This is a genomic window from Rhizobium sp. P2_G2 (assembly GCF_056403555.1).
This window is the reverse complement of record NZ_JBFUFF010000001.1, coordinates 436098-456209: the sequence shown is the minus strand read 5'-3', so window position 1 is coordinate 456209 and position 20112 is coordinate 436098. Positions and strand designations below refer to the sequence as shown.

The 20112-nt window shown below is 61.7% G+C and carries 18 protein-coding genes; 12 read left to right on the top strand and 6 right to left on the bottom strand.

Annotated elements, in window-relative coordinates; translation table 11 throughout:
- Positions 1-8: 8 nt before the first annotated feature.
- Positions 9-479: a GNAT family N-acetyltransferase gene (locus AC1D06_RS02065; protein WP_477984591.1), complete on the top strand. Its 471-nt coding sequence runs from the start codon at positions 9-11 to the stop codon at positions 477-479.
- Positions 480-504: 25 nt separating this feature from the next.
- A complete protein-coding gene (locus AC1D06_RS02060) occupies positions 505-2520 on the top strand; it encodes a beta-N-acetylhexosaminidase (RefSeq protein WP_477984589.1) in 2016 nt (671 codons plus the stop codon).
- 60 nt (positions 2521-2580) lie between these two features.
- Here the strand turns inward: AC1D06_RS02060 and AC1D06_RS02055 are convergent, their stop codons facing one another.
- Positions 2581-3777, bottom strand: a complete 1197-nt coding sequence (locus AC1D06_RS02055; protein WP_477984587.1) for an ROK family transcriptional regulator — start codon at positions 3775-3777, stop codon at positions 2581-2583.
- Between the two features lie 192 nt (positions 3778-3969).
- Positions 3970-4497, bottom strand: coding sequence for an excisionase family DNA-binding protein (locus AC1D06_RS02050; protein WP_477984585.1), 528 nt, complete (start codon positions 4495-4497; stop codon positions 3970-3972).
- Between the two features lie 39 nt (positions 4498-4536).
- Between AC1D06_RS02050 and AC1D06_RS02045 the strand changes: the two genes are divergently transcribed.
- The 9 genes from AC1D06_RS02045 to AC1D06_RS02005 all read left to right on the top strand — a co-directional run bounded on the left by AC1D06_RS02045 (position 4537) and on the right by AC1D06_RS02005 (position 14414).
- Entirely contained in the window at positions 4537-5079 is a 543-nt protein-coding gene (locus tag AC1D06_RS02045) for a VapC50 family PIN domain-containing toxin (RefSeq protein WP_477984583.1), read from the top strand.
- Between the two features lie 141 nt (positions 5080-5220).
- Positions 5221-6207 (top strand): BMP family protein, encoded by a 987-nt coding sequence (locus AC1D06_RS02040; RefSeq protein WP_477878883.1) that lies wholly within the window; start codon positions 5221-5223, stop codon positions 6205-6207.
- A gap of 12 nt (positions 6208-6219) precedes the next feature.
- Complete coding sequence (locus AC1D06_RS02035) at positions 6220-7632, top strand: amidase (protein WP_477984581.1); 1413 nt, start codon at positions 6220-6222, stop codon at positions 7630-7632.
- Positions 7629-9161, top strand: coding sequence for an ABC transporter ATP-binding protein (locus AC1D06_RS02030; RefSeq protein ID WP_477984579.1), 1533 nt, complete (start codon positions 7629-7631; stop codon positions 9159-9161). Before AC1D06_RS02035 ends, AC1D06_RS02030 begins: the two co-directional genes overlap by 4 nt.
- Complete coding sequence (locus tag AC1D06_RS02025) at positions 9151-10200, top strand: ABC transporter permease (RefSeq protein ID WP_477878946.1); 1050 nt, start codon at positions 9151-9153, stop codon at positions 10198-10200. The genes AC1D06_RS02030 and AC1D06_RS02025 overlap by 11 nt, the downstream gene beginning before the upstream one ends.
- A complete protein-coding gene (locus AC1D06_RS02020) occupies positions 10197-11141 on the top strand; it encodes an ABC transporter permease (RefSeq protein ID WP_477984577.1) in 945 nt (314 codons plus the stop codon). The genes AC1D06_RS02025 and AC1D06_RS02020 overlap by 4 nt, the downstream gene beginning before the upstream one ends.
- A 25-nt stretch (positions 11142-11166) precedes the next feature.
- On the top strand, positions 11167-12456 hold the full coding sequence (locus AC1D06_RS02015; protein ID WP_477984575.1) for an amidohydrolase family protein: 1290 nt from the start codon (positions 11167-11169) through the stop codon (positions 12454-12456).
- Between the two features lie 570 nt (positions 12457-13026).
- Positions 13027-14082 (top strand): M12 family metallopeptidase, encoded by a 1056-nt coding sequence (locus tag AC1D06_RS02010; protein ID WP_477984573.1) that lies wholly within the window; start codon positions 13027-13029, stop codon positions 14080-14082.
- Between the two features lie 11 nt (positions 14083-14093).
- Positions 14094-14414 carry a hypothetical protein gene (locus tag AC1D06_RS02005; RefSeq protein ID WP_477984571.1) on the top strand — a complete coding sequence of 107 codons (321 nt, stop codon included), beginning with the start codon at positions 14094-14096 and terminating at the stop codon, positions 14412-14414.
- A 111-nt stretch (positions 14415-14525) separates the two neighbouring features.
- Here the strand turns inward: AC1D06_RS02005 and AC1D06_RS02000 are convergent, their stop codons facing one another.
- The 4 genes from AC1D06_RS02000 to AC1D06_RS01985 form a co-directional block, all read right to left on the bottom strand.
- Positions 14526-15587, bottom strand: a complete 1062-nt coding sequence (locus AC1D06_RS02000; protein ID WP_477984569.1) for an ABC transporter ATP-binding protein — start codon at positions 15585-15587, stop codon at positions 14526-14528.
- Between the two features lie 10 nt (positions 15588-15597).
- Positions 15598-16482 (bottom strand): carbohydrate ABC transporter permease, encoded by an 885-nt coding sequence (locus AC1D06_RS01995; protein WP_477984567.1) that lies wholly within the window; start codon positions 16480-16482, stop codon positions 15598-15600.
- Positions 16482-17381: a carbohydrate ABC transporter permease gene (locus AC1D06_RS01990; RefSeq protein WP_477984565.1), complete on the bottom strand. Its 900-nt coding sequence runs from the start codon at positions 17379-17381 to the stop codon at positions 16482-16484. The genes AC1D06_RS01995 and AC1D06_RS01990 overlap by 1 nt, the downstream gene beginning before the upstream one ends.
- Before the next feature lie 81 nt (positions 17382-17462).
- On the bottom strand, positions 17463-18803 hold the full coding sequence (locus AC1D06_RS01985) for an ABC transporter substrate-binding protein (protein WP_477984563.1): 1341 nt from the start codon (positions 18801-18803) through the stop codon (positions 17463-17465).
- A 242-nt stretch (positions 18804-19045) separates the two neighbouring features.
- Here AC1D06_RS01985 and AC1D06_RS01980 point away from each other — a divergent pair, with 242 nt between their 5' ends.
- Complete coding sequence (locus tag AC1D06_RS01980) at positions 19046-20071, top strand: LacI family DNA-binding transcriptional regulator (RefSeq protein ID WP_477878894.1); 1026 nt, start codon at positions 19046-19048, stop codon at positions 20069-20071.
- Positions 20072-20112: the final 41 nt, after the last annotated feature.

The following is a 20112-nucleotide window of genomic DNA, read 5'->3' as shown; positions in this document are numbered from 1 at the left end:
ATCAGACAGTGGATTATCTTGTCAATCTGACCCCGCTCAGCCCCGACGAGGCGCTTGCCACCCGGATGAAAGGTGCCGGTGTGACGATAAGGCGGGCACTCGCCCCCGAGGCCAAGCTGGTCATCGATTGGGTCGCCGCCAATTTCGGCACTGGCTGGGCAAGCGAGACCGCCGTGGCGCTCAGCCGGCTGCCGCCGACCTGCATGATCGCGACCCGCGACCAGACGCTTGTCGGCTTTGCCTGTCACGAATCCATCGCCCGCGGTTTCTTTGGGCCGACCGGCGTCGATGAAGCTGCGCGCGGGCTCGGCATCGGACACGCTTTGCTGCTCGCCTCGCTGCTCGACCTCAAATCCATGGGCTATGCCTATGCCATCATCGGCGATGTCGGTCCCTCGGCCTTCTATGAGAAGACGGTGGGCGCCATGCCGATCCCCAATTCCGCCCCCGGCATCTATGCCGGAATGCTCAAAGTCTAAGCTCCCACTGACAAAGAGAACATCCATGTCGATCATGCCCCAACCTGCCCTGCAGCTGGAAACCTCGTGGCGCCCCGCCTCGGAGAAAGCCACACAGGCCTATATCCTCAGCCTCAAAAATCTCTCCGCCAAACCGATTGCCAATTTCAAACTCTGCGTCAGCGGGCCGGCGCGCGTCGATCCTTCCGTCGAGATCGAAGGTGGCGCGATCGGCCGGCGCCTTTCCAACTTCACCGAATTCCTGCCGCCAGATAATTTCGAACTGGCCTCTGGCGAGACCTGGACGGTCGCCGTGCATGCGCTGAGCTGGCCGTTTCGCCACTGGACGGACGGCGCCACAAGCGCCTATGTCGCCCTGAGCGACGGCAGCGCCATCCCGATTTTCATTGCACCGACAAAGCTCGTCGGCGGCAATGCTGCGCTGAAACGCGGTGCCGAAATTTATCCCGTGCCGCATGCTCCACCGGTGGCAGTGTCGATCGTTCCGTGGCCCAGCAAGGTCGCTATCTCCGGTCGGCGCTCGCCACCGGCTGGCCTCGCCCTCAGTGCGAATGGTCCGCAGGCTGAGGCTGCGACGGATGCTTTTGCCGCACTGGTCGAGCAGCTTTTCGCGGTCGAAGGCATTGTCCGTCCCGTGGCAGAGGGTGGGCTGCCGGTCACGTTATCCACTGCCGAAGGCTTTGCGGACGAGGCGTATCACATCACATTTTCCGCAGACGCAGCTTCTGTCACCGCTGGCACGCAAACCGGCCTGCTCTATGGCCTCATCACCCTGGGCCAGATGCTGCGCGGGGCGCGGCTGCATCCGCAAGCCTTCATCTTCCCGGCCGAGGGCGAAATCCATGATGAGCCGGCCCTGGGCTGGCGCGGCCTGCATCTCGATGTGGCGCGGCAATTCTACGCCGCATCCGAGATCAAGCGATTGATCGCCATCCTGGCATGGAACAAGCTCAACCGCTTCCACTGGCACCTGTCGGATGACGAGGCTTGGCGGGTGGAGATCGACGCCTATCCGGCGCTGACCGAGATCGGCGCCTGGCGCGGACACGGACTGCAGATCCCGTCGCTTCTGGGATCGGGCGCGGCCCGCAGCGGTGGTTACTATACCAAGGCGGTCATCCGCGAGATCGTTACCGAGGCGAAAACGCTGGGCGTCGAGATCGTGCCTGAGATCGATGTCCCCGGTCATTGCTTTGCCATGCTGGAAGCCATTCCCGAGCTGCGCGATCCGGCGGAGAAAGGCAGCTACTATTCGGTTCAGGGTTTTCCAGACAATTGCCTCAATCCGGCGCGGGAAAAGACCTTTGAAGTGCTGGAAACCATTTTCCGCGAGCTGATCGAACTCTTCCCGTTCAAGACCATCCATGTCGGTGCCGACGAAGTGCCCCTTGGCGCGTGGTCCGGATCCCCGGAAGCGCTGGCGCTGCTGCGCCAGATCAGCGGCGATGCCATGGCCGATGCCCATGCCAAGCGGCTCAATGTCGTCACCAATACCCACGGTGCCGACGACATCAACGGTTCCGGCACAGCCGTTCTGCAGGCGCTGTTCCTCAAACGCCTCCAGACCTTCCTTGCTGAACAGGGCTGCATCACCGGTGGCTGGGAAGAGGCAGCACACGGCGATGTCATCGACAAGGAAAAGAGCTATCTCTGCGGCTGGCGCAGCGTCGAAATTTCGGCCGCACTTGCCGGAGAGGGCTATGACATGGTCGTCTGCCCCGGCCAGGTCTACTATCTCGACATGGCCAACAGCCCGGACTGGGACGAGCCCGGCGCCAGCTGGGCGGGATGGTCCGACCCGGAAAAACTCTACACCTTCGATCCGGTCGCCGGCTGGAGCGAGGCGCAAAAGAAGAAGCTCCGCGGCATCCAGGCCTGTATCTGGTCCGAACCGATGACGGATCGCGCTGTTTTCGACCGGCTGGTTTTCCCACGCCTGTCGGCGCTGGCGGAAAGCGCCTGGACGAGGCCGGAGAGGAAATCCTGGGAGCGCTTCAAAGCCGTCGCCGGTCTGATGCCGATCCTCTACGGCTATTCGTGACGCATGTCTCCCGAAAGTGGCCACCGGTTTCGGGACAAAGACATGCGCAAGAACAAAAAGTCAGCCGACCTTCTTCTGCAAGACGTCGAATTGCGGATTGGTCTCTGAAAACACCGGCAGGGCTGCAGCACCAAGGATTGCCGTATCCCTGCCGGTCGACGCGATGACGACACGCGGTATGCTGCGTTTCATCTCGGGATCGACCGGCGCGTAAAGCGGCTCCAGCCGCGCGGCCAGGCGTTTGAGCAGCGATGGCGGCATGGAGCCGCCGAGCACCACGGTCTGCGGATCGAATGCCAGTTCGAGGAAATCCACGGTCTGGCGCATCGGTTCGATCGCCGCATCCAGCCAGGCTTCGGTCGTCTCTCCACCCCCCTCGATGAGAGCCTCAAGTTCTTCGGCGCTGTGCTGCTCGGGATCCTTGATCCCAAGATGTTCGTAGGCAGACCCGAGCGAGATATAGCGGTCAAGGCAGCCGCGCTTGCCGCAAATGCAAGGACGACCATTCGGCACCACGATCATGTGGCCGATCTCGCCGGCATTGTTGCGGCTTCCCCTGTAGAGATGGCCGTCGAGAAACATGCCGGCGCCAATACCGCCGCCAAGAAACAGATAGACGAAACTTTCGAGCCCTCGCGCCAAGCCATAGAGCCGCTCACCGATGGCTGCAGCGGTCGCATCGTTCTCGACAAGGACCGGCACGCCGATGCGGCGGCGCAATTCAGGCGCCACCTCGAAATGTTGCCAACCGGGAAGTGCGAGCGGCGTCAGCGATGTGACACCTTCGGATGCATAGCGGCCCGGCATGGCAATGCCCGCGCCCAATAACCGGCTGCGGGCAAACCGGACGCTGCCGAGCAGTTCCTCGGTGATTTCGGCGAGCAAGGGAATAGCCTCAGCCGGCGGCAACCGGTCGATCTGCCGCTTGATCCGCGCCCGGACGACACCGGAAAGGTCGGTCAACACGCCCATCGCATGTTCGCGCTCGAGCTCCAGCCCGATCGAATAAGCGCCATTCGGGTTGATCGAATAGGGCGTGATCGGCTGCCCGCGCGTCGCCTTCTCCGGCTTGCCGGCCTTCAAGAGTTCCGAACCTTCCAGTTCCTCGACGATATTCGACACCGTCTGGTTGGTCAGCGCCGTCAGGCGCGCGATCGCGGCACGCGACAGCGGACCATTCGTCCGGATCGCTTCGATCACGACACGCCGATTATGGGACTTCGCCTGTTCGAGATTGGTGCCCGAAATTGTCTTCATGTGATCGATTTCACAACGGATATACACGACAATTCGTGCACTTTCCTCTTATCGCATAAGGGCTTATCCGGCGATAGCCGGCAGATGGATTTCCCTTTGCGGCGGCTGCAATTCTCTTCGCCGGGACGCTATTTTAGCTAAGTTGGAAAACCCATCGCGATATCCCGTGCCTTGGCTCTCTCGCAGCCGGCACTACTTGGTTCCGAGTTCATATCCACCGACATCTTCGCTCAGCGAAGCCAGCTGATCCAATGCCGACACCCGCCTGGCGTCTCGATGAGCCTTGAATGCCGCAACATCCGTTGCTCTCAAGCGTCGGTGGCTACCAACTTTTTCTGCCCGGAGTTCACCCGCGTCGATCAATCGGACGAGATACTGCCTGGAAACGTTGAGAATATCCGCCGCAGCCTGCGTCGACAACATTTCCTCGTCTGGCAGCACCGTCACCATGCGCCCTTCGGCGAGAAGCGCTGCAGCCTGATACATGGCCTCAGCCAGTATATGCGGCACTTCCATGCGCTCCCCATCCGCATTGATGACATGAAGTATCCCTTGCCGCTTCTCAGAATTTACCAGTAATAGCGAAGCGACGCGGGCGGCGGCCGACCTCTCAACTGCCGGAACGGCATTCAAGGTTTTGGTGGAATTTTTGTTTGACGATGCGCGATTTGATACGGTCATCCCGGCAATATGGCGCATAAACGCTATAAACGCAACCAACCTACTCTTCCTCTGATCGGGAAATTCACACGAGTGCCTATGCTGGTAGCGGTTCTTGACGCCAATGTCCTGTTTCCGATGTTGCTGCGCGATACCCTGCTGCGTGTAGCAACGGCTGGGTGTTTCCGGGCTCATTGGTCGGCTCGCATTCTTGACGAAATGACCCGCAATCTCGTCAGAGACTACGGCATGGAACCATCTAAGGCGGAAGCCTTGCGCAACGTCATGGAAGAGGCATTTCCTGACGCGAATGCGGAAGGATGGGAAGAGATAGAGCCGACAATGCGAAATGATCCGAAGGACCGACATGTCGTTGCGGCAGCAGTTGCCGTCGACGCTACGGTCATTGTGACATCGAACATCCGCGATTTCGGCAGCCTTCCTGAGGGCATTGTTGCTTTGACCCCTGACGAATTTCTCACAGGAATCTTCATGAGAGATCCGGCGGCAGTTTTGAAGGCACTTGCTGTGCAGGCGGCATCCTATCGTCGTCCAACGTTGACGACGACCGAACTGCTCGAAAGATTGGCGCTTACGTCACCTGGTTTCGCAGAGCGGGCACGCAACGCTCTTGGCGACTGATGCCCCGGCTGCTCTTCCGCGCTGGCGCTCGCCGACATTTCCCCCCGTAAAGGCTCCGCTACAGGCACTCCCATCGCTTGACAGCCCTTTGGTCACTGCTATGTTTTTTGAACCAAATGGTAAAAAATGGGGAGCAAGACAATGACCAAAGACATTCTGATCTCTCGCCGTACCGTTGTTGCCTCGGGCATCGCATTGGGCCTCAGCGGGCTTGCGCCACTGGCCCGTGCCGCGGCGCCGATGAAGGTTGCCGGCATTCATGCCTCGCCGGTGGAAAATGCCTGGAATTCCTGTCTGCACAAGGCCTTGCAGGATGCCGCCAAGGAAGGCGTGATTGAATATGTGTTCTCGGAAGGCGTTTCGGGCACCGATTATCCGCGCGCCATGCGCGAATATGCCGAGCAGGGCAACAAGCTGATCATCGGCGAAGCCTATGCGGTCGAGAAGGAAGCGCGCCAGGTGGCGGTCGATTATCCCGACACCGCCTTCGTGCTGGGGTCGAGCGGCGATCAGGCTGGCAGCAATTTCGGCGTCTTCGGCACCTGGAACCATGACGGCGCCTATCTCGCCGGCATGCTGGCGGGCAAGATGACCAAGTCGAATGTCGTGGGTTCCGTCGGCGCCATGCCAATCCCCGAAGTCAACATGCTGATCAATGCCTTTGCCGAGGGCGTCAAGGCCGTCAATCCCAATGCCAAGCATCTCGTCGCCTTCATCGGCACCTTCTTTGATCCGCCCAAGGCGCGCGAAGCCGGGCTGGCGCAGATCGATGCCGGCGCCGATATCCTGTTCGGCGAGCGCATCGGCACCGCCGATGCGGCCAAGGAGCGCAAGATCAAGGCGGTCGGCTCGCTGATCGACTATACGCCACGCTATCCCGACACGGTGTTTGCCAATGCGCTCTGGGGCTTCCGGCCGATCCTCAACGCGGCCATTGCTGACGTTGCCGCCGGCAAGCCGGTGGGCAAGAACTACACCGCCTTCGGCCTGATGAAGGAAGGCGGCAGCGATATCGTCTATGTCAAGGGCGTGGCGCCTGCCGATGCCGAAGCGGCGATGGAAAAGGTGCGCGCCGATATCAAGTCGGGCAAATTCGAAGTGCCGCGCAACGCGGAACAGCCGAAGTAATCCGGCACGATCATGGCCGCGGATGCAATTGCGCTCGCTGAGGCGATCAGGCATGGCCGCCTGACCGCGACGGAGGCTATGCGCACCTCGCTCGCCAGCGCCGAAAGCCATGCGGCGCTGGGCGCGATTGCGCATCTCGATGCAGGCCTGGGCCTGGCCGCAGCCGAGGCGTCTGAAGACGAGCGCAAGGCGAACCCCGACCATGTCCCGGCCCGTCCCTTCGCCGGCGTTCCTACGCTGGCTAAGGATCTCGGTGGGCCGTTCGAGGGATTGCCCGTTACCGCCGGTTCGGCGCTGTTTAAGCGCGAAGGCAGTGCGGCCGATTCCGACCTTGCCGGGCGGTTCCGCGCCGCCGGCTTCTGCCTTTTCGGGCTGACCACCAGTCCGGAATTCGGCCTGTCGCTGGCCAGCGAACCGGCGATCGGGCCGGTCTGCCGCAATCCGCTCGATCCGGCACGCACGGCCGGTGGGTCGTCCGGCGGGGCTGCCGCCGCTGTCGCAGCCGGCATCGTCGCCATCGCCCACGCCACGGATGCCGGAGGCTCGATCCGGGTGCCCGCCGCCTGCTGCGGCCTGGTGGGGCTGAAGCCGAGCCGCGGCGCTATGCCGGCCGGGCCGGATTTCGGCAATCATCTTGGCGGCATTGCCAGCGAACTTGCCGTTTGCCGCTCGGTCAGGGATACGGCGGCCATATTCGCTGCCTTGCGCGGCAAGGCCAGGGGGCCATTTCCCGATCCGGCCTTTGCCGAGCCGGTTGAGGGCAGGCTACGCATTGGTCTGCTCACCGATACCGGCAGCGAGTTTCCCACAACGGACGAACGGCTGGCCGCGGTCGAGGCTGCGGCCCGGGCGCTGGAGGCGGATGGTGCGGAAATCGTGCCGCTCACCTGGAGGAATTTCGAGGCGACCGTCCGGGCGAGCAACCGCGCCTTCGGCGACATCGTCGTCGTCAACCTGGCCGGCTTCCTCGATGGGCTCAGCCTCGACATTGCCGTGGCCGAGCCGATGACCCAGGCTTTCGTGCTGCGCGGCCGCGCCATGTCGGCCACGGCGCTCTGGGATTCGCTCAATGGCGGCGTGCTGGCCAGCCGCGATCTCTGGGTGATGTTCGATGCGCTCGATTGCATCGTCATGCCGATGCTGGCCTCGGCGCCGCTGCCGATTGGCTCGTTCCCCTCCGATCACAGCGATACCGACCTGCACCTCCGGCGCATGGCGGCGTTTGCGCCATTGGCGAGCCTTGCCAATATTTCCGGATTTCCCGCTTTGACCTTGCCCTTCGGCGCCGATGCCGATGGCCTGCCCTTGCCGGTGCAACTGATGGCGCCGATCGGACATGAGGCGCTGCTGCTCGCGCTCGCCGCCAGGCTGGAAGCCGAGCAGCGCTGGCAGCATCCTTTCGCCGTTGCGGGGTTTTCGGCATGACGATACCGGTTCTCGCCATCGAAGGGGTCAGCAAGCGGTTCGGCCAGACGCTTGCCAATGACGGCGTGTCGATGACGCTCGCCAAGGGCGAGATCGTCGCGCTTCTGGGTGAAAACGGCGCCGGCAAGACGACGCTAATGAGCATTCTCTTCGGGCATTACGTGCCCGATGCCGGCCGTATCCTGATCGATGGCGCGGAACTGCCGCCGGGCAAGCCGCGCGCCGCCATCCGCGCCGGCATCGGCATGGTGCATCAGCATTTCTCGCTCGCCCCCAATCTTACCGTGCTCGAAAATGTCATGACCGGCACGGAAAAGCTCTGGTCGTGGCGCTCCGAAACCGGCGCGGCGCGGCGCAGGCTGCTGGAGATCGCCGCGCGCTTCGGCCTGAAAGTCGATCCGGATGCACGGCTGGGCGATCTTTCTGTCGGCGAGCAGCAGCGGGTCGAGATCCTGAAAGCGCTCTACAACGATGCCCGCGTGTTGATCCTCGACGAGCCGACCGCCGTGCTCACCAATATCGAGGCCGAGCGGCTGTTTTCGACGCTCAAGCAAATGGCCCGCCAGGGCCTGTCGCTGATCTTCATTTCCCACAAGCTCGACGAGGTCATGGCCGCCGCCGACCGTATCATCGTGCTGCGCGGCGGCCGGATGGTGGCCGAGCGCCCGGTGGACGAGACAAGCAAGGCGGAACTGGCCGAACTGATGGTCGGCCATCGCGTCACCCGCCCGGTGCGCGACGCTGCCACGCCGGGCGCCGTGGCGCTGCAGGCCACGGATGTCACAGTCAGGATAGGCGGCGTCGAGCGGCTGAAATCCGTAAGTTTTGGATTACACGAGGGCGAAATCCTTGGCATTATCGGCGTTTCCGGCAATGGCCAGACTGCCCTTGCCCATCTGCTCTCGGGCACGCTGGCGCGAACGTCCGGCGACCTTCTGCTGTTCGGAAAGCCAGTCGGCAATCTCGGCGTCGATGATGTCGTCGAGGCCGGCATCGGCCGGGTGCCGGAGGACAGGACCGAAGAGGGCGCGATTGGCGAAATGGCGATCTGGGAAAATGCGGTGCTGGAGCGGATCGCCTCGGGAGCCTTTTCGCGCAACGGCCTGGTCAACCGCAAGGCCGGCATGGCCTTTGCCCAGGCGATCATCGACGGTTTCGACGTGCGCGGCGGCACGCCGCAGAGCCGCACGCGACTCCTCTCCGGCGGCAACATGCAGAAGCTGATCCTCGGCCGCAATCTGCACCAGCGGCCGCGCATCCTGGTTGCCGCCCAGCCGTCGCGCGGACTTGACGAGGGCGCGGTGGCCGCCGTGCATCAACGGCTGCTCGAAGCCCGCAAGCAGGGAACCGCCGTGCTCTTGATATCCGAAGACCTCGACGAAGTGATCGCGCTCGCCGACCGCATCCAGGCGATCGTCGCTGGCCGGCTGTCGCCGCCAATCGAGGCGGATAGTGCCGATGCACGAAAACTCGGCCTGATGATGGCCGGCGAATGGCATGACAATGGTGAGGTCCGCCATGCGGTTTGAGCGTCGCGAACACCGCCCGCTGTCGCTATTGCTGCTGACGCCGATGATCGCGGTCGTGGCAGCGCTGGCGCTGTCGGGCATCTTGATCGCGGTGGCCGGCGCGCCGGTGTTCGAAGCCTATTGGCGCATCTTCACCGGCGCCTTCGGCTCGCGGCTGTCGGCGACCGAAACGCTCACAAGGGCGACGCCGCTGATGCTGACCGGGCTTGCCGCCGCTGTCGCCTTCCGCGCGCGGCTGTGGAATATCGGCGCCGAGGGCCAGTTCTATCTCGGCGCAATTGCCGTGGCTGCGGCGAGTTCGCAAGTTCTCGGCGGCCTGCCGGGTGCGGTGCAGATCCCGCTGCTGCTGGTCATCGGCGCCGTCGCCGGCATGGTCCTGATCCTCATTCCTTTGTGGCTCCGGCTGCGCTTTTCGGTCGACGAGGTCGTCACCAGCCTGCTGCTCAATTTCATCGCCCTGCTCTTCGTCTCGATGCTGATCGACGGCGTGCTCAAGGACCCGCTCGCCTTCGGCTGGCCGCAATCGCAATCGGTCAGCGATCACGCCGTGCTGCCCAAGCTGGTCGCGCGCTCGCGCCTGCATATCGGATTCGTCATCGCCATCGTGCTTGCCGTCGTCGTGCATCTCATCCAGTCGCGAACGGTGTTCGGCATGCAGTCGCGCGCCGCCGGCCTTAACCCGAAAGGGGCGGTGTTTGCCGGCGTGCCGCTCGGCAAAACCCTGGTGAAGGTCGCCTGCCTTTCGGGTGGGCTCGCCGGGCTTGCCGGCGCCATCGAGGTGATGGGCGTCAAGGGCTATGTCACCACCGACCTGTCGCCCGGCTTCGGCTATTCCGGCATCGTCGTCGCCATGCTGGCCGATCTGCATCCGCTCGGCGTCGTGCTTGCGGCGCTGTTCACCGCCACCATGTTCGTCGGCGCCGACGGCATGAGCCGCAGCCTGGGCATCCCCACCTATATTGCCGACGTGACCGTGGCCTTGTCGCTGCTGACCATGCTGATCGCGCTGTTCTTCACCCAGTACAGGATCCGCCGATGAGCCAGCTGTTCGACATCGTCGCTTCCGCCGGGCTCTGGGCCGCGATCTTGCGCATCGCCACGCCGTTGATTTTCGGTACGCTCGGCGCGCTGCTCTGCGAGCGGGCGGGCGTGCTCAATCTCGGCATCGAGGGGATCATGACCTTCGGCGCGATGATCGGCTGGCTCGCCGTCTATCACGGCGCCGATCTCTGGACCGGCTTGCTGATCGCCGCGATTGCCGGCGGCATATTCGGCCTGCTGCATTCGGCGCTGACGGTGACGCTCGGCCTGTCGCAGCATGTGTCGGGGCTGGGCGTGACGCTGTTTGCCTCCAGCTTCAGCTATTATCTCTTCCGGCTGATTGTGCCAGTGGCCGGCACGCCGCCGACCATCGTGCCCTTCCAGCCGATCGCCATTCCCGGTCTGTCGACGCTGCCCTTCATCGGGCCGGCCTTCTTCACCCAGACCATGCCGACCTATCTGGCGATCCTGGTCGCGCTCATGATGGCTTATCTCATCTTCCGCACACCAGTCGGGCTCGCCATCCGCATGACCGGCGAAAATCCGCATGCCGCCGAGGCGCAGGGTGTCAACCCGATGCGGGTGCGCTATGGCGCCGTCATTGCCGGCAGTGCGCTGATGGGCATGGGCGGCGCCTTCCTGACGCTGTCGGCCTTCAACAGCTTCTTCCCCACTATGGTGCAAGGCCGCGGCTGGATCTGCATCGCCCTCGTCGTCTTCGCCTCCTGGCGGCCGGGACGGGCGCTGTTCGGGGCGCTGCTGTTTGCCTTTTTCGACGCATTCCAGCTCAGGCTGCAGACGGTGTTGAGCGGCGTCGTGCCCTACCAGATCTTCTTGATGACACCCTATATCCTGTCCATTGTCGCCCTTGCCGTCATGGCCCGCCGCGCCCGCGTGCCGCAGGCCCTGATGCAGCCCTACCGGCGCGGCGAACGATAATCGTTTTCACGCAAGCGAGGCTCCCATGTTCGACCTGATCATCCGCAACGCCAATCTCCCCGATGGCCGCAAGGGCATCGACATCGCCATCGACAAGGGCCGGATCGCCGCGGTGGAACGAGCCATCGCTTCCGAGGCCGGGGAAGAGATCGACGCCACCGGGCGGCTGGCGACGCCGCCGTTCATCGATCCGCATTTCCACATGGATGCAACGCTGTCGCTCGGCCTGCCGCGCATGAACGTGTCCGGCACGCTCTTGGAAGGCATCGCGCTCTGGGGCGAGTTGCGGCCGATCGTGACCAAGGAGGAACTGGTCGAGCGGGCCTTGCGCTATTGCGATCTCGCGGTCACGCAAGGGCTGCTTTTCATCCGCAGCCATGTCGATACGTCCGATCCCAGGCTGGTGACGGTGGAAGCGCTGCTGGAAGTGCGTGACCGGGTGAAACCCTATATCGACCTGCAGCTCGTGGCCTTCCCGCAGGACGGCTATTATCGCGCCAAGGACGGCATCGCTTCGCTCAGCCGGGCGCTTGACATGGGCGTCGACATTGTCGGCGGCATTCCGCATTTCGAACGGACAATGGACGAGGGCAGGGCCTCGGTCGAGGCGCTCTGCCGCATCGCCGCCGATCGCGGCCTGCCGGTCGACATGCATTGCGACGAGACCGACGATCCGCTGTCGCGCCATATCGAGACGCTGGCCGCGGAAACTGTACGCTTCGGCCTGCAGGGCCGCGTCGCCGGCTCGCATCTCACCTCCATGCATTCGATGGACAATTACTATGTCTCGAAGCTGATCCCGCTGATGGCGGAAGCCAGGATCAACGTCATCCCCAACCCGCTGATCAACATCATGCTGCAAGGCCGTCACGACACATACCCCAAACGCCGCGGCATGACCCGCGTGCGCGAACTGATGGAGGCCGGTCTCAACGTCTCCTTCGGCCATGACTGCGTCATGGACCCCTGGTATTCGATGGGCTCCGGCGACATGCTTGAAGTTGGCCATATGGCAATTCACGTGGCGCAGATGGCCGGCATCGACGACAAGAAGAAAATTTTTGATGCGCTGACGGTCAATTCCGCCAAAACCATGGGCATCGAGAATTACGGCCTGGAAAAGGGCTGCAACGGCGACGTGGTGATTTTGCAGGCGAGCGATACGCTGGAAGCCTTGCGGCTGAAACCGAACCGGCTTGCGGTGATCCGACGCGGCAAGGTGATTGCGCGCTCGGCGCCGCGGATCGGGGAATTGTTTCTGGATGGGCGGCCGGAGAGAATTGATGGGGGGCTGGATTATGTGCCGCGGTATTGAGGCTCTGTCATCGAGAAACGCATAGGCTAAAGTTTGGATCGCAATATCCGACGAAGATTGACGGCGTGTCGTGGCGGACCGAGAGCGGTCACCGAGACTGCTCTCAATGCCTGTCACCAAATTTCCGCCAGTTGTAGTGGCCGCGATGATCCAACGTGGGTTCGCCACAAGTTCCATCGCGTTCTGGTCGTGGACGGTATTTTTCGTGATTGAGCGTCCAGGCCGATATCTCATGCAGTGCGTCAGAGAGGGTTGCGACAGATCGATAACGCAGCTCCCTGGTCATGCTTACATCGCTATGCCGACCACGAGAACAGGCCGTATGTGCGGCCCTGCATTAATATTGCATATCAGCCCAGACAGAGAACTTCCTCGAAAAACAACCTTACCTTTAGTATTTCCTTGGACTTTTCTTTAGATTGATATTACAGTACATTGAATAGGCGCCCATTCAATCGCATGAGTTGAACCACGAGCCCGCATCAGAGTGACGATGCGGGAAATGTGTTTCTGTGCCAACGCGTTCATATCTGAAATTTTGTCTCTGGTTTTTTGTCATGGGAGGACAGAATGACCGACAGATCCGACGAGCGGCGTGAGCGTGCAAGAATGTTTGATCGACCCAGCGCCGCCGATACCGGTGGTGGAGATGACCAGGAATCGGACTCTCGACAGGGGGGTCTGTTTGAATCCCTTCGGAAGATCGGCATGATCGCTCTTGAAGCGACCGGCGACTTGCCGCCGAACAGCGGAGGCCACATTCATGAGGGATCGGCCGATGATTGCCCCGTCTGTAACGGGCCCAAAGGTTTGCCGCGGCGCCTTCTCAACCAAGCCGCCCAAACCGCTCGCAAAATAAATCCTGTCAACGCCCCGGCCTATTGGCGCAAATCGGCCCATGATCTCGGCTTTCAACCCCAGCCGGAATACATCTCCGCGCTGACGTCCAAATATTGGGGGCCGCAGCCCCGGCGATTAACCGTCAGTTTCATGGAAACGACTGCGCCGGACCTGAGAAGGCGCATCGTTTCTCACATGAACGCCTGGACCCGCACCGGCTGCATTTCCTTCGTGGAAACCGGCGGCAACGGACAGGTCCGAATCTCACGAGGGCAAGGCGGCTACTGGTCCTATCTCGGCACCGACATCCTGCATATCCGGCGGAACCAGCAGACAATGAACCTTGAAGGGTTCACGATGAACACGCCGGAGTCGGAATACAGGCGGGTCGTGCGCCATGAAACCGGCCATACGCTCGGCTTCCCGCACGAGCATATGCGCCGGGATATTATCGCGCGGATAGACCGCAACAAGATCTATGAGTATGCGCAACGGGCTTTTGGCTGGGACAGGCAGACCGTCGATGAGCAAATCCTCACGCCGATCGAAGAACGGACCTTGCTTCAGGGCAGCACAAAAGCCGATCAATATTCAATCATGTGTTATCAATTGCCGGCGTCTGTTACTGTGGATGGCAAACCAATCGTTGGCGGAAGCGATATCGACAAGTCGGATTATGATTTCTGCGGCTTGATTTATCCGCGTTCCAGCAGCACACCATTGACGCCGTTCTCCGCCGAACCCGAAGATTGGCCCGAGGAAGAGGACGTATTGGTGGATGTCTGATTGCCGAGCCGATGAAGCGTCCAAGGGCACTTTTTGAAATCGCTTCCAGCGAGCAGCTTCCCGAAGAGGCGGTGCTGCAGGTGGGCGACGTGCTCCTTGTCAATGCCACAGGCATCACTACTCATGGCGGATCGAGCGTGGTCGAAATTGTCGGACCGCTGACTAGCGGTGTTCTGACCGCTTCGGAAACGCTTCTGCCGGCCGGCGCACCCAACCTTGTCGTCGTTGTCGCCCGACACGCGGGACAGGAGCAGCTCGACTTTGTATTCGGCACGCCATGGGGACCACACCACAAGCGAACGATAGACATCCGTGTCGAACCATCGAGCTGACTGCAAATGCGGCCGCGAAGCGGCGCTCCGGTTATCGCGCTTTGGGCTATGTGATTGAGCAACGGGAGTCCGAATAGTCGCCGTGTCTACATGATAAACTTGCTTTTCCCGTCACCGCCCGGCTGACACAGAAAGGCCGTCCCGATCGAACAGATGTAGAGCAGCCTTGTCCAGGCCGAGTCCAACCGTATCACCGATGGCAAAGCGGGCATTGCCGGGCCGGCGGATCGTCACCAGTGTGCCGTCGCCGACCAGCGCATAGACATAGGTGTCGGAGCCGAGGCGTTCGACAACGTCGACCTTTGCATCGATGTGTCCCTGCCCGGCTGCGCAGATCTCGATGTTTTCCGGGCGGATACCGAGGTTGACGGCGGTCTTCGGCGTGCCCGGCAGATCGATGTGGCCGGAGCCGGAGAAGCGCATGCCGCACTCCACCGCTTCGCCATCGAAGACATTCATCTTCGGCGAACCGAGAAACTGGGCGACGAAAAGGTTGGCCGGCTTTTCATAGAGGTCGATCGGCGAGCCGACCTGCTGAATGGCACCATCCTTCAGCACCACGATCTTGTCGGCCAGCGTCATCGCCTCGACCTGGTCGTGGGTGACATAGATCATCGTGGCACCGAGCCGCTGGTGCAGCTTGGCGATTTCGATGCGCATCTCTGCTCTGAGCGCTGCGTCGAGGTTCGACAGCGGTTCATCGAACAGGAAGGCGACGGGGTCGCGCACGATGGCGCGGCCGATGGCAACGCGCTGGCGCTGGCCGCCGGAGAGCTCCTTCGGTTTGCGATCGAGATAGTTTTCAAGCCTGAGCGACGTCGCGGCTTCCTTAACACGCCGGTCGATCTCCGCGCGCAGCGTGCGGGCGACCTCGAGGCCGAAAGCCATGTTGGCGCGCACCGTCTTGTGCGGATAGAGCGCGTAGGATTGGAACACCATGGAAAGCGCCCGGTCGGCCGGGCCGAGCTCGGTGACATCCTCGCCGTCGATCAGGATCTGGCCGGACGTCGCTTCTTCCAGGCCAGCGACGAGGCGCAGGAGTGTCGACTTGCCGCTGCCCGACGGGCCGACGAAGACGACGAATTCGCCGTCGCCGATCTCCAGATCGAGGTTGCGGATGATGTCGACCGCGCCGAAGGATTTCTTGATGTTCTTGAGTTCGATAACGGCCATGTCTCTTTCCTCAGGCCTTGACGCCGCCGGCCCCAAGGCCGCCTTGCCAAAAGCGCTGCATGACGATGAATGCGATGATCACGGGCACGATGCTGATTAGCGCTCCGGCGAGCACCAGTGTGAACAGAGCCGCGCCGCCCCCGGAACCGACCGTGGCCGTCGCATACCATTGCGCGAGGCCGACCGTGACCGGGAAATATTCAGCCGAACTCAGCACCACCAACGGCAGGAAGTAATTGTTCCAGGTGGCGACGAAAGAGAGGATCAGCACGGTGGCAAAACCCGGCATCAGCAGCCGCAGCGCCAGCGAGAAGAAGATGTGGAACTCGCCGGCGCCATCGACGCGACCGGCATCGATCAACTCATTGGGAATGGCGTCATCGGCATAGACGCGCATCAGGAAAACGCCCGGTGGATAAACCAGTGACGGCAGGATCACCGCCCAGGGCGTATTGACCATGCCGACCTTGGACATCAACAGAAACAACGGTACGACGAGCGCTGTCTGCGGGATCATCACCGCCCCGAGGATCACGGCAAAGACCAGCCGCTTGCCGTGAAAATCATATTTCGCCAGCGCATACCCGGCCATGGTGGCGAACAGGGCCGCCCCCAGCCCTGAGACCGTGGCGTAAACAATGGTGTTGAGCAGCCAGCGGGTGAAAATGCCGTCCTGGAAGGTGAAGACGCCGCGAATATTCTCGAACAGACGAAAGTCGTCGGAGAACCACAGACCGAAGGTGGTGAACAGGTCGTTGTTGGATTTTGTCGCCGAGACCAGCACATAGAATAGCGGCAGCGCCGTGTAGAACCAGATCAGCGCGAGGATCGCGGACAGCATCCAGCGATTCCGGCGGAAAGTGGGCGAGCGTTTCGACTTGCCGACAATAGCCATCAGCCCCTCCCCCGGTTGACGACCAGCATGAAGGCGTAGGAGATCACGGCCGTCACCGCACCCAGCACGAAGGAGACGGCGGCTGAATAGTTGTATTGCTGGTTGGCGAAGGCGAGCGTGTAGGCATAATAGTTTGGCGTATAGGTGTTGTTGATCGATAGCGGCGCCAGATTGTGCAGCAGATAGGGCTCCGAGAAGAGCTGCAGCGAGCCAATGATCGAGAAGATGACGGTGACGACAATCATTGGTGCGATCAAGGGCAGCTTGACCTTGATCGCATAGGTGAAACTGCCAGCGCCGTCCATCGCGGCCGCCTCTTCGAGGTCCTGCGGGATCGCCTGCAGCGCGGCATAGAAGATGATCATCTGGTAGCCGGTATATTCCCAGTTGGCGATATTGGCGATGGAAGCCAGGATGGTGCTGTCAGCGAGGAAATTTGGTGCGGGCAGGCTGAGCGCATGCGCGAGCTGGGTGAACGGGCCGAAGGACGGACCGTAGAGATAGCCCCAGATCAGCGCCGCGATCACCGTCGGCACAGCATAAGGCAGGAACAGGCTGACGCGGAAGAAGCTCTTGGCATAGACCGTGCCGCTGTCGAGGATCAGCGCGATCAACAGCGCCACCGCGATCATGCCAGGAATCTGGATCACCGCGAATTTCAGGAGAACGACGACGCCAGCCCAGAATTTTGGATCGCCGAGCGCACGGATGAAATTGGCCGCGCCAACGAATTTCGTGCCGGCGACCAGCGTCGTCTTGTAGATGGCGAGATCGAACGCATAGGCCATCGGCGCGATCAGGAAGGCGATGAAAAGCAGCGCGAACGGTGCAAGGAAGAGATAAGGCGCCAGCCCCTTGCTCACCCGGTATCGCCGCTTGCGGCTCTTCAAACCGGCCATATTGTACTCCACAATCGTCGGCACGCGGACACGTGCCAAAAGAAGGGATGCGAGGCCCCACACCCCGCATCCCCGGCAGGGTCAGCCCTGGGAGACGGTATAACCCTGATCGCTGCAATAGGCACTCACGGTCTGCTGCAGCCGGTCGAAACCGTCGGCGAGCGAGCCCTTGCCGCCGATCGAGGCTGACAGCTCCTGCTGCACCTGGCCGGCAAGATAATCCTGGAACGGCGCATACTGGAACGAGGAGTCGACATGCTTGGCGCTTTCGACGAAGACTTCGTTGACTGCCTGGCCGCCATAGAGATCGTATTTGTGGCCCATCAGTTCGGGGTCGGCGACCAGTGCCTTCTGCACCGGGAAGAGGAACTGCTTGGTGTTCCACAGCTTGCCCGCCTCGGCATTGCTGCCAAGGAACATGGCAAGCTGCGTGGCTTCCTTCGGATGCTTCGAGGTCTTGAAGACTGAGAAGGTCGATCCGCCGAGATTGGCCGAAACATATTTGCTTGCATCCCATTGCGGCAAGGGTGCTGCGCGCCAATGACCATTGCTCTTCTTGGCAAATTGCGGAATGAACACCGCACCCCAGGCGCCGGTCATCCAAGAAGCATAGGTGCCCTCGTCGAGCCCCGTGAACCAATCTGTGGTCCAGACCGGCGTCTTGATGCCGACGGCCTTGGCGTCGATCAGGTCCTGCCAGTAGGCGGCCCATTTCTTGGCGACGGCGTCGTTGAGGTTGAGCTTGAGATCTGTGCCGTTGAGCGCGAACGGCTTCCAGCCAGCTTGCGCCAACAGCGCGATCACCCAGCCGCCATCGGCTGTGCCGCCGAAATTGGTGAGATAGGTGTCGGGCGAGGCCTTGGAGAGCACCTTGGAGCTGTCGGCGAATTCCGCCCAGGTCTTCGGCACGGCGATCTTGTGGTTATCCAGCACGTCTGCGCGATAGAGAATGCCCATCGGGCCGGAATCCCACGGAATGCCGTAGGCGGCATTGCCATCCGAAACCGATGCCCAGGTCCAGTCGATGAACTTGTCCTTGACGTCATTGGCGCCGTATTGGCCCATGTCGAGCAGCGCCTGGAGCTGGCGGAAGCCGGGAATGTTGGTGAATTCGACCTGACCGACATCCGGCAGGCCGGTGCCGGCCTGGATGGCGTTGCGCAGCTTGACATATTCGTCCGGGCCCTGGCCGGCATTCTCCAGCTTGACCGAAATGTTCGGAAAGGCTTTGGTAAACAGGTCGATCTCGGACTGGGTGTTTGGCGTCCAGGCCCACATGGTGAGGTCCACCTTGTCCTCGGCAAGCGCGGATGAAGCAAGGCCCGGCATGGCGGCGGCCACGGCGCCAGCACCAGCGGCCTGCAGCAATTGGCGGCGGCTCAGCATCGCCTGGATGAATTCTTTTCTCATGTCATTGCTCATGATGTTCCTCCCGATCTCCCATGCAATACGGCATGCCGCCACATGCGACGGATGCGTCCGCTCTCGCAGTGGCCGCAATTCAGCATGCGCAATTTGCGTTGTCAATTGCGCAATTTCCGTTTTTATGCAAATTTTGCTGCGAAGATAGTTCGTCTTGCGAGGCGAAGAGCGGTTGATATCGCGGTTCGAGGGATGGATTTGGCGTGAGAATCCCGGATGATACCGGGTCTGGAGGACTGGTTTTGAGCAAGCTACGAAAATCGGACGCAAATCAGATTGCCATTGCCAAGGCGGCTGGGGTGTCGGTCAGCACGGTGTCGCGGGCGCTGTCGGATTCGCCGGGGATCAGCGACGAACGCCGCTCGCAAATCCGCAAACTGGCGGAGGATGCCGGCTATCTCGGCCGCAGCCGGCAAATGGTGGCGGCGCCGGCAAAGCATTTGCGCGCTTATGTCACCGGCAGCCTGGCGACCGGCGGGCTCGTTGCCTTCTATGAGGCTGTGATCGCCGGTTTGCGCGACAGCGCCCGCGACAATGGTTTTACCCTGGCAATCCGCATGGTCGACGAGTCGGTACTGGGACGCGAGCGCATGCTGCGCGATCAGGAAAGCGAAGAAGCGTCGACGACGATCTTCGTCGGCATCGATCCCTCACCGGGGCTGGCCGCGCACTTTCTCGACGGCCGGCATCACGCCGTGCTCATCAATGGCTACGATCCGGAAATGCGCTTCGATTGCGTGGCACCATCGAATTTCTTCGGCGCGGAATTGGCAACCAGGACGCTGCTTGCCGCCGGTCACCGGAAATTGCTTTATATTCATGACCATACGCGCTGGACGACAATCCAGAGGCGGCGGGGATTTTACGCGGCTCTGGAACTTCATAAAGATGTCACCAGCACTGCGATCGGCGCCGCCAACGGCATGGATAGCGAAATCCTCGCCGAGGTCGAGCGACGAAGGAAGGGCGAATCGGACTGGACGGCCGTGTTCTGCGCCAACGACATGGTCGCGTTCCGGCTGATGAACGCGCTGGAAGCAGTTGGTATCAACGTGCCCGGCGAAGTTTCGCTGATCGGCTTCGACGACCTGCCCTATGCGGCGCTGATGCATCCGCGCCTGACCACGATGCGGGTCGATTGCGCCGAGATGGCGCGACAGGCGATCGCCCTTGCACAGCGCCGCATTGCCGAGCCGGATGCAACCCCGCTGCAGATAGAATGCGGTGTCAGCCTGCAGTCCGGCGAGACGATAGCGCAAATTGCGTAAAATTTGAAAATATGCGCAAATCACTTGCATGATTTGCGTCA

Bases quoted from the DNA above. Each gene is read 5' to 3' on its own strand.
- AC1D06_RS01995 (WP_477984567.1), bottom strand. From the start codon at position 16,482: ATGGCTATTGTCGGCAAGTCGAAACGCTCGCCCACTTTCCGCCGGAAT.
- AC1D06_RS02005 (WP_477984571.1), top strand. From the start codon at position 14,094: ATGAAGCGTCCAAGGGCACTTTTTGAAATCGCTTCCAGCGAGCAGCTT.
- AC1D06_RS02035 (WP_477984581.1), top strand. From the start codon at position 6,220: ATGGCCGCGGATGCAATTGCGCTCGCTGAGGCGATCAGGCATGGCCGC.
- AC1D06_RS02020 (WP_477984577.1), top strand. From the start codon at position 10,197: ATGAGCCAGCTGTTCGACATCGTCGCTTCCGCCGGGCTCTGGGCCGCG.
- AC1D06_RS02015 (WP_477984575.1), top strand. From the start codon at position 11,167: ATGTTCGACCTGATCATCCGCAACGCCAATCTCCCCGATGGCCGCAAG.
- AC1D06_RS02030 (WP_477984579.1), top strand. From the start codon at position 7,629: ATGACGATACCGGTTCTCGCCATCGAAGGGGTCAGCAAGCGGTTCGGC.
- AC1D06_RS02000 (WP_477984569.1), bottom strand. From the start codon at position 15,587: ATGGCCGTTATCGAACTCAAGAACATCAAGAAATCCTTCGGCGCGGTC.
- AC1D06_RS02060 (WP_477984589.1), top strand. From the start codon at position 505: ATGTCGATCATGCCCCAACCTGCCCTGCAGCTGGAAACCTCGTGGCGC.
- AC1D06_RS01990 (WP_477984565.1), bottom strand. From the start codon at position 17,381: ATGGCCGGTTTGAAGAGCCGCAAGCGGCGATACCGGGTGAGCAAGGGG.
- AC1D06_RS02045 (WP_477984583.1), top strand. From the start codon at position 4,537: ATGCTGGTAGCGGTTCTTGACGCCAATGTCCTGTTTCCGATGTTGCTG.
- AC1D06_RS02010 (WP_477984573.1), top strand. From the start codon at position 13,027: ATGACCGACAGATCCGACGAGCGGCGTGAGCGTGCAAGAATGTTTGAT.
- AC1D06_RS01985 (WP_477984563.1), bottom strand. From the start codon at position 18,803: ATGAGCAATGACATGAGAAAAGAATTCATCCAGGCGATGCTGAGCCGC.
- AC1D06_RS02025 (WP_477878946.1), top strand. From the start codon at position 9,151: ATGCGGTTTGAGCGTCGCGAACACCGCCCGCTGTCGCTATTGCTGCTG.
- AC1D06_RS02055 (WP_477984587.1), bottom strand. From the start codon at position 3,777: ATGAAGACAATTTCGGGCACCAATCTCGAACAGGCGAAGTCCCATAAT.
- AC1D06_RS02040 (WP_477878883.1), top strand. From the start codon at position 5,221: ATGACCAAAGACATTCTGATCTCTCGCCGTACCGTTGTTGCCTCGGGC.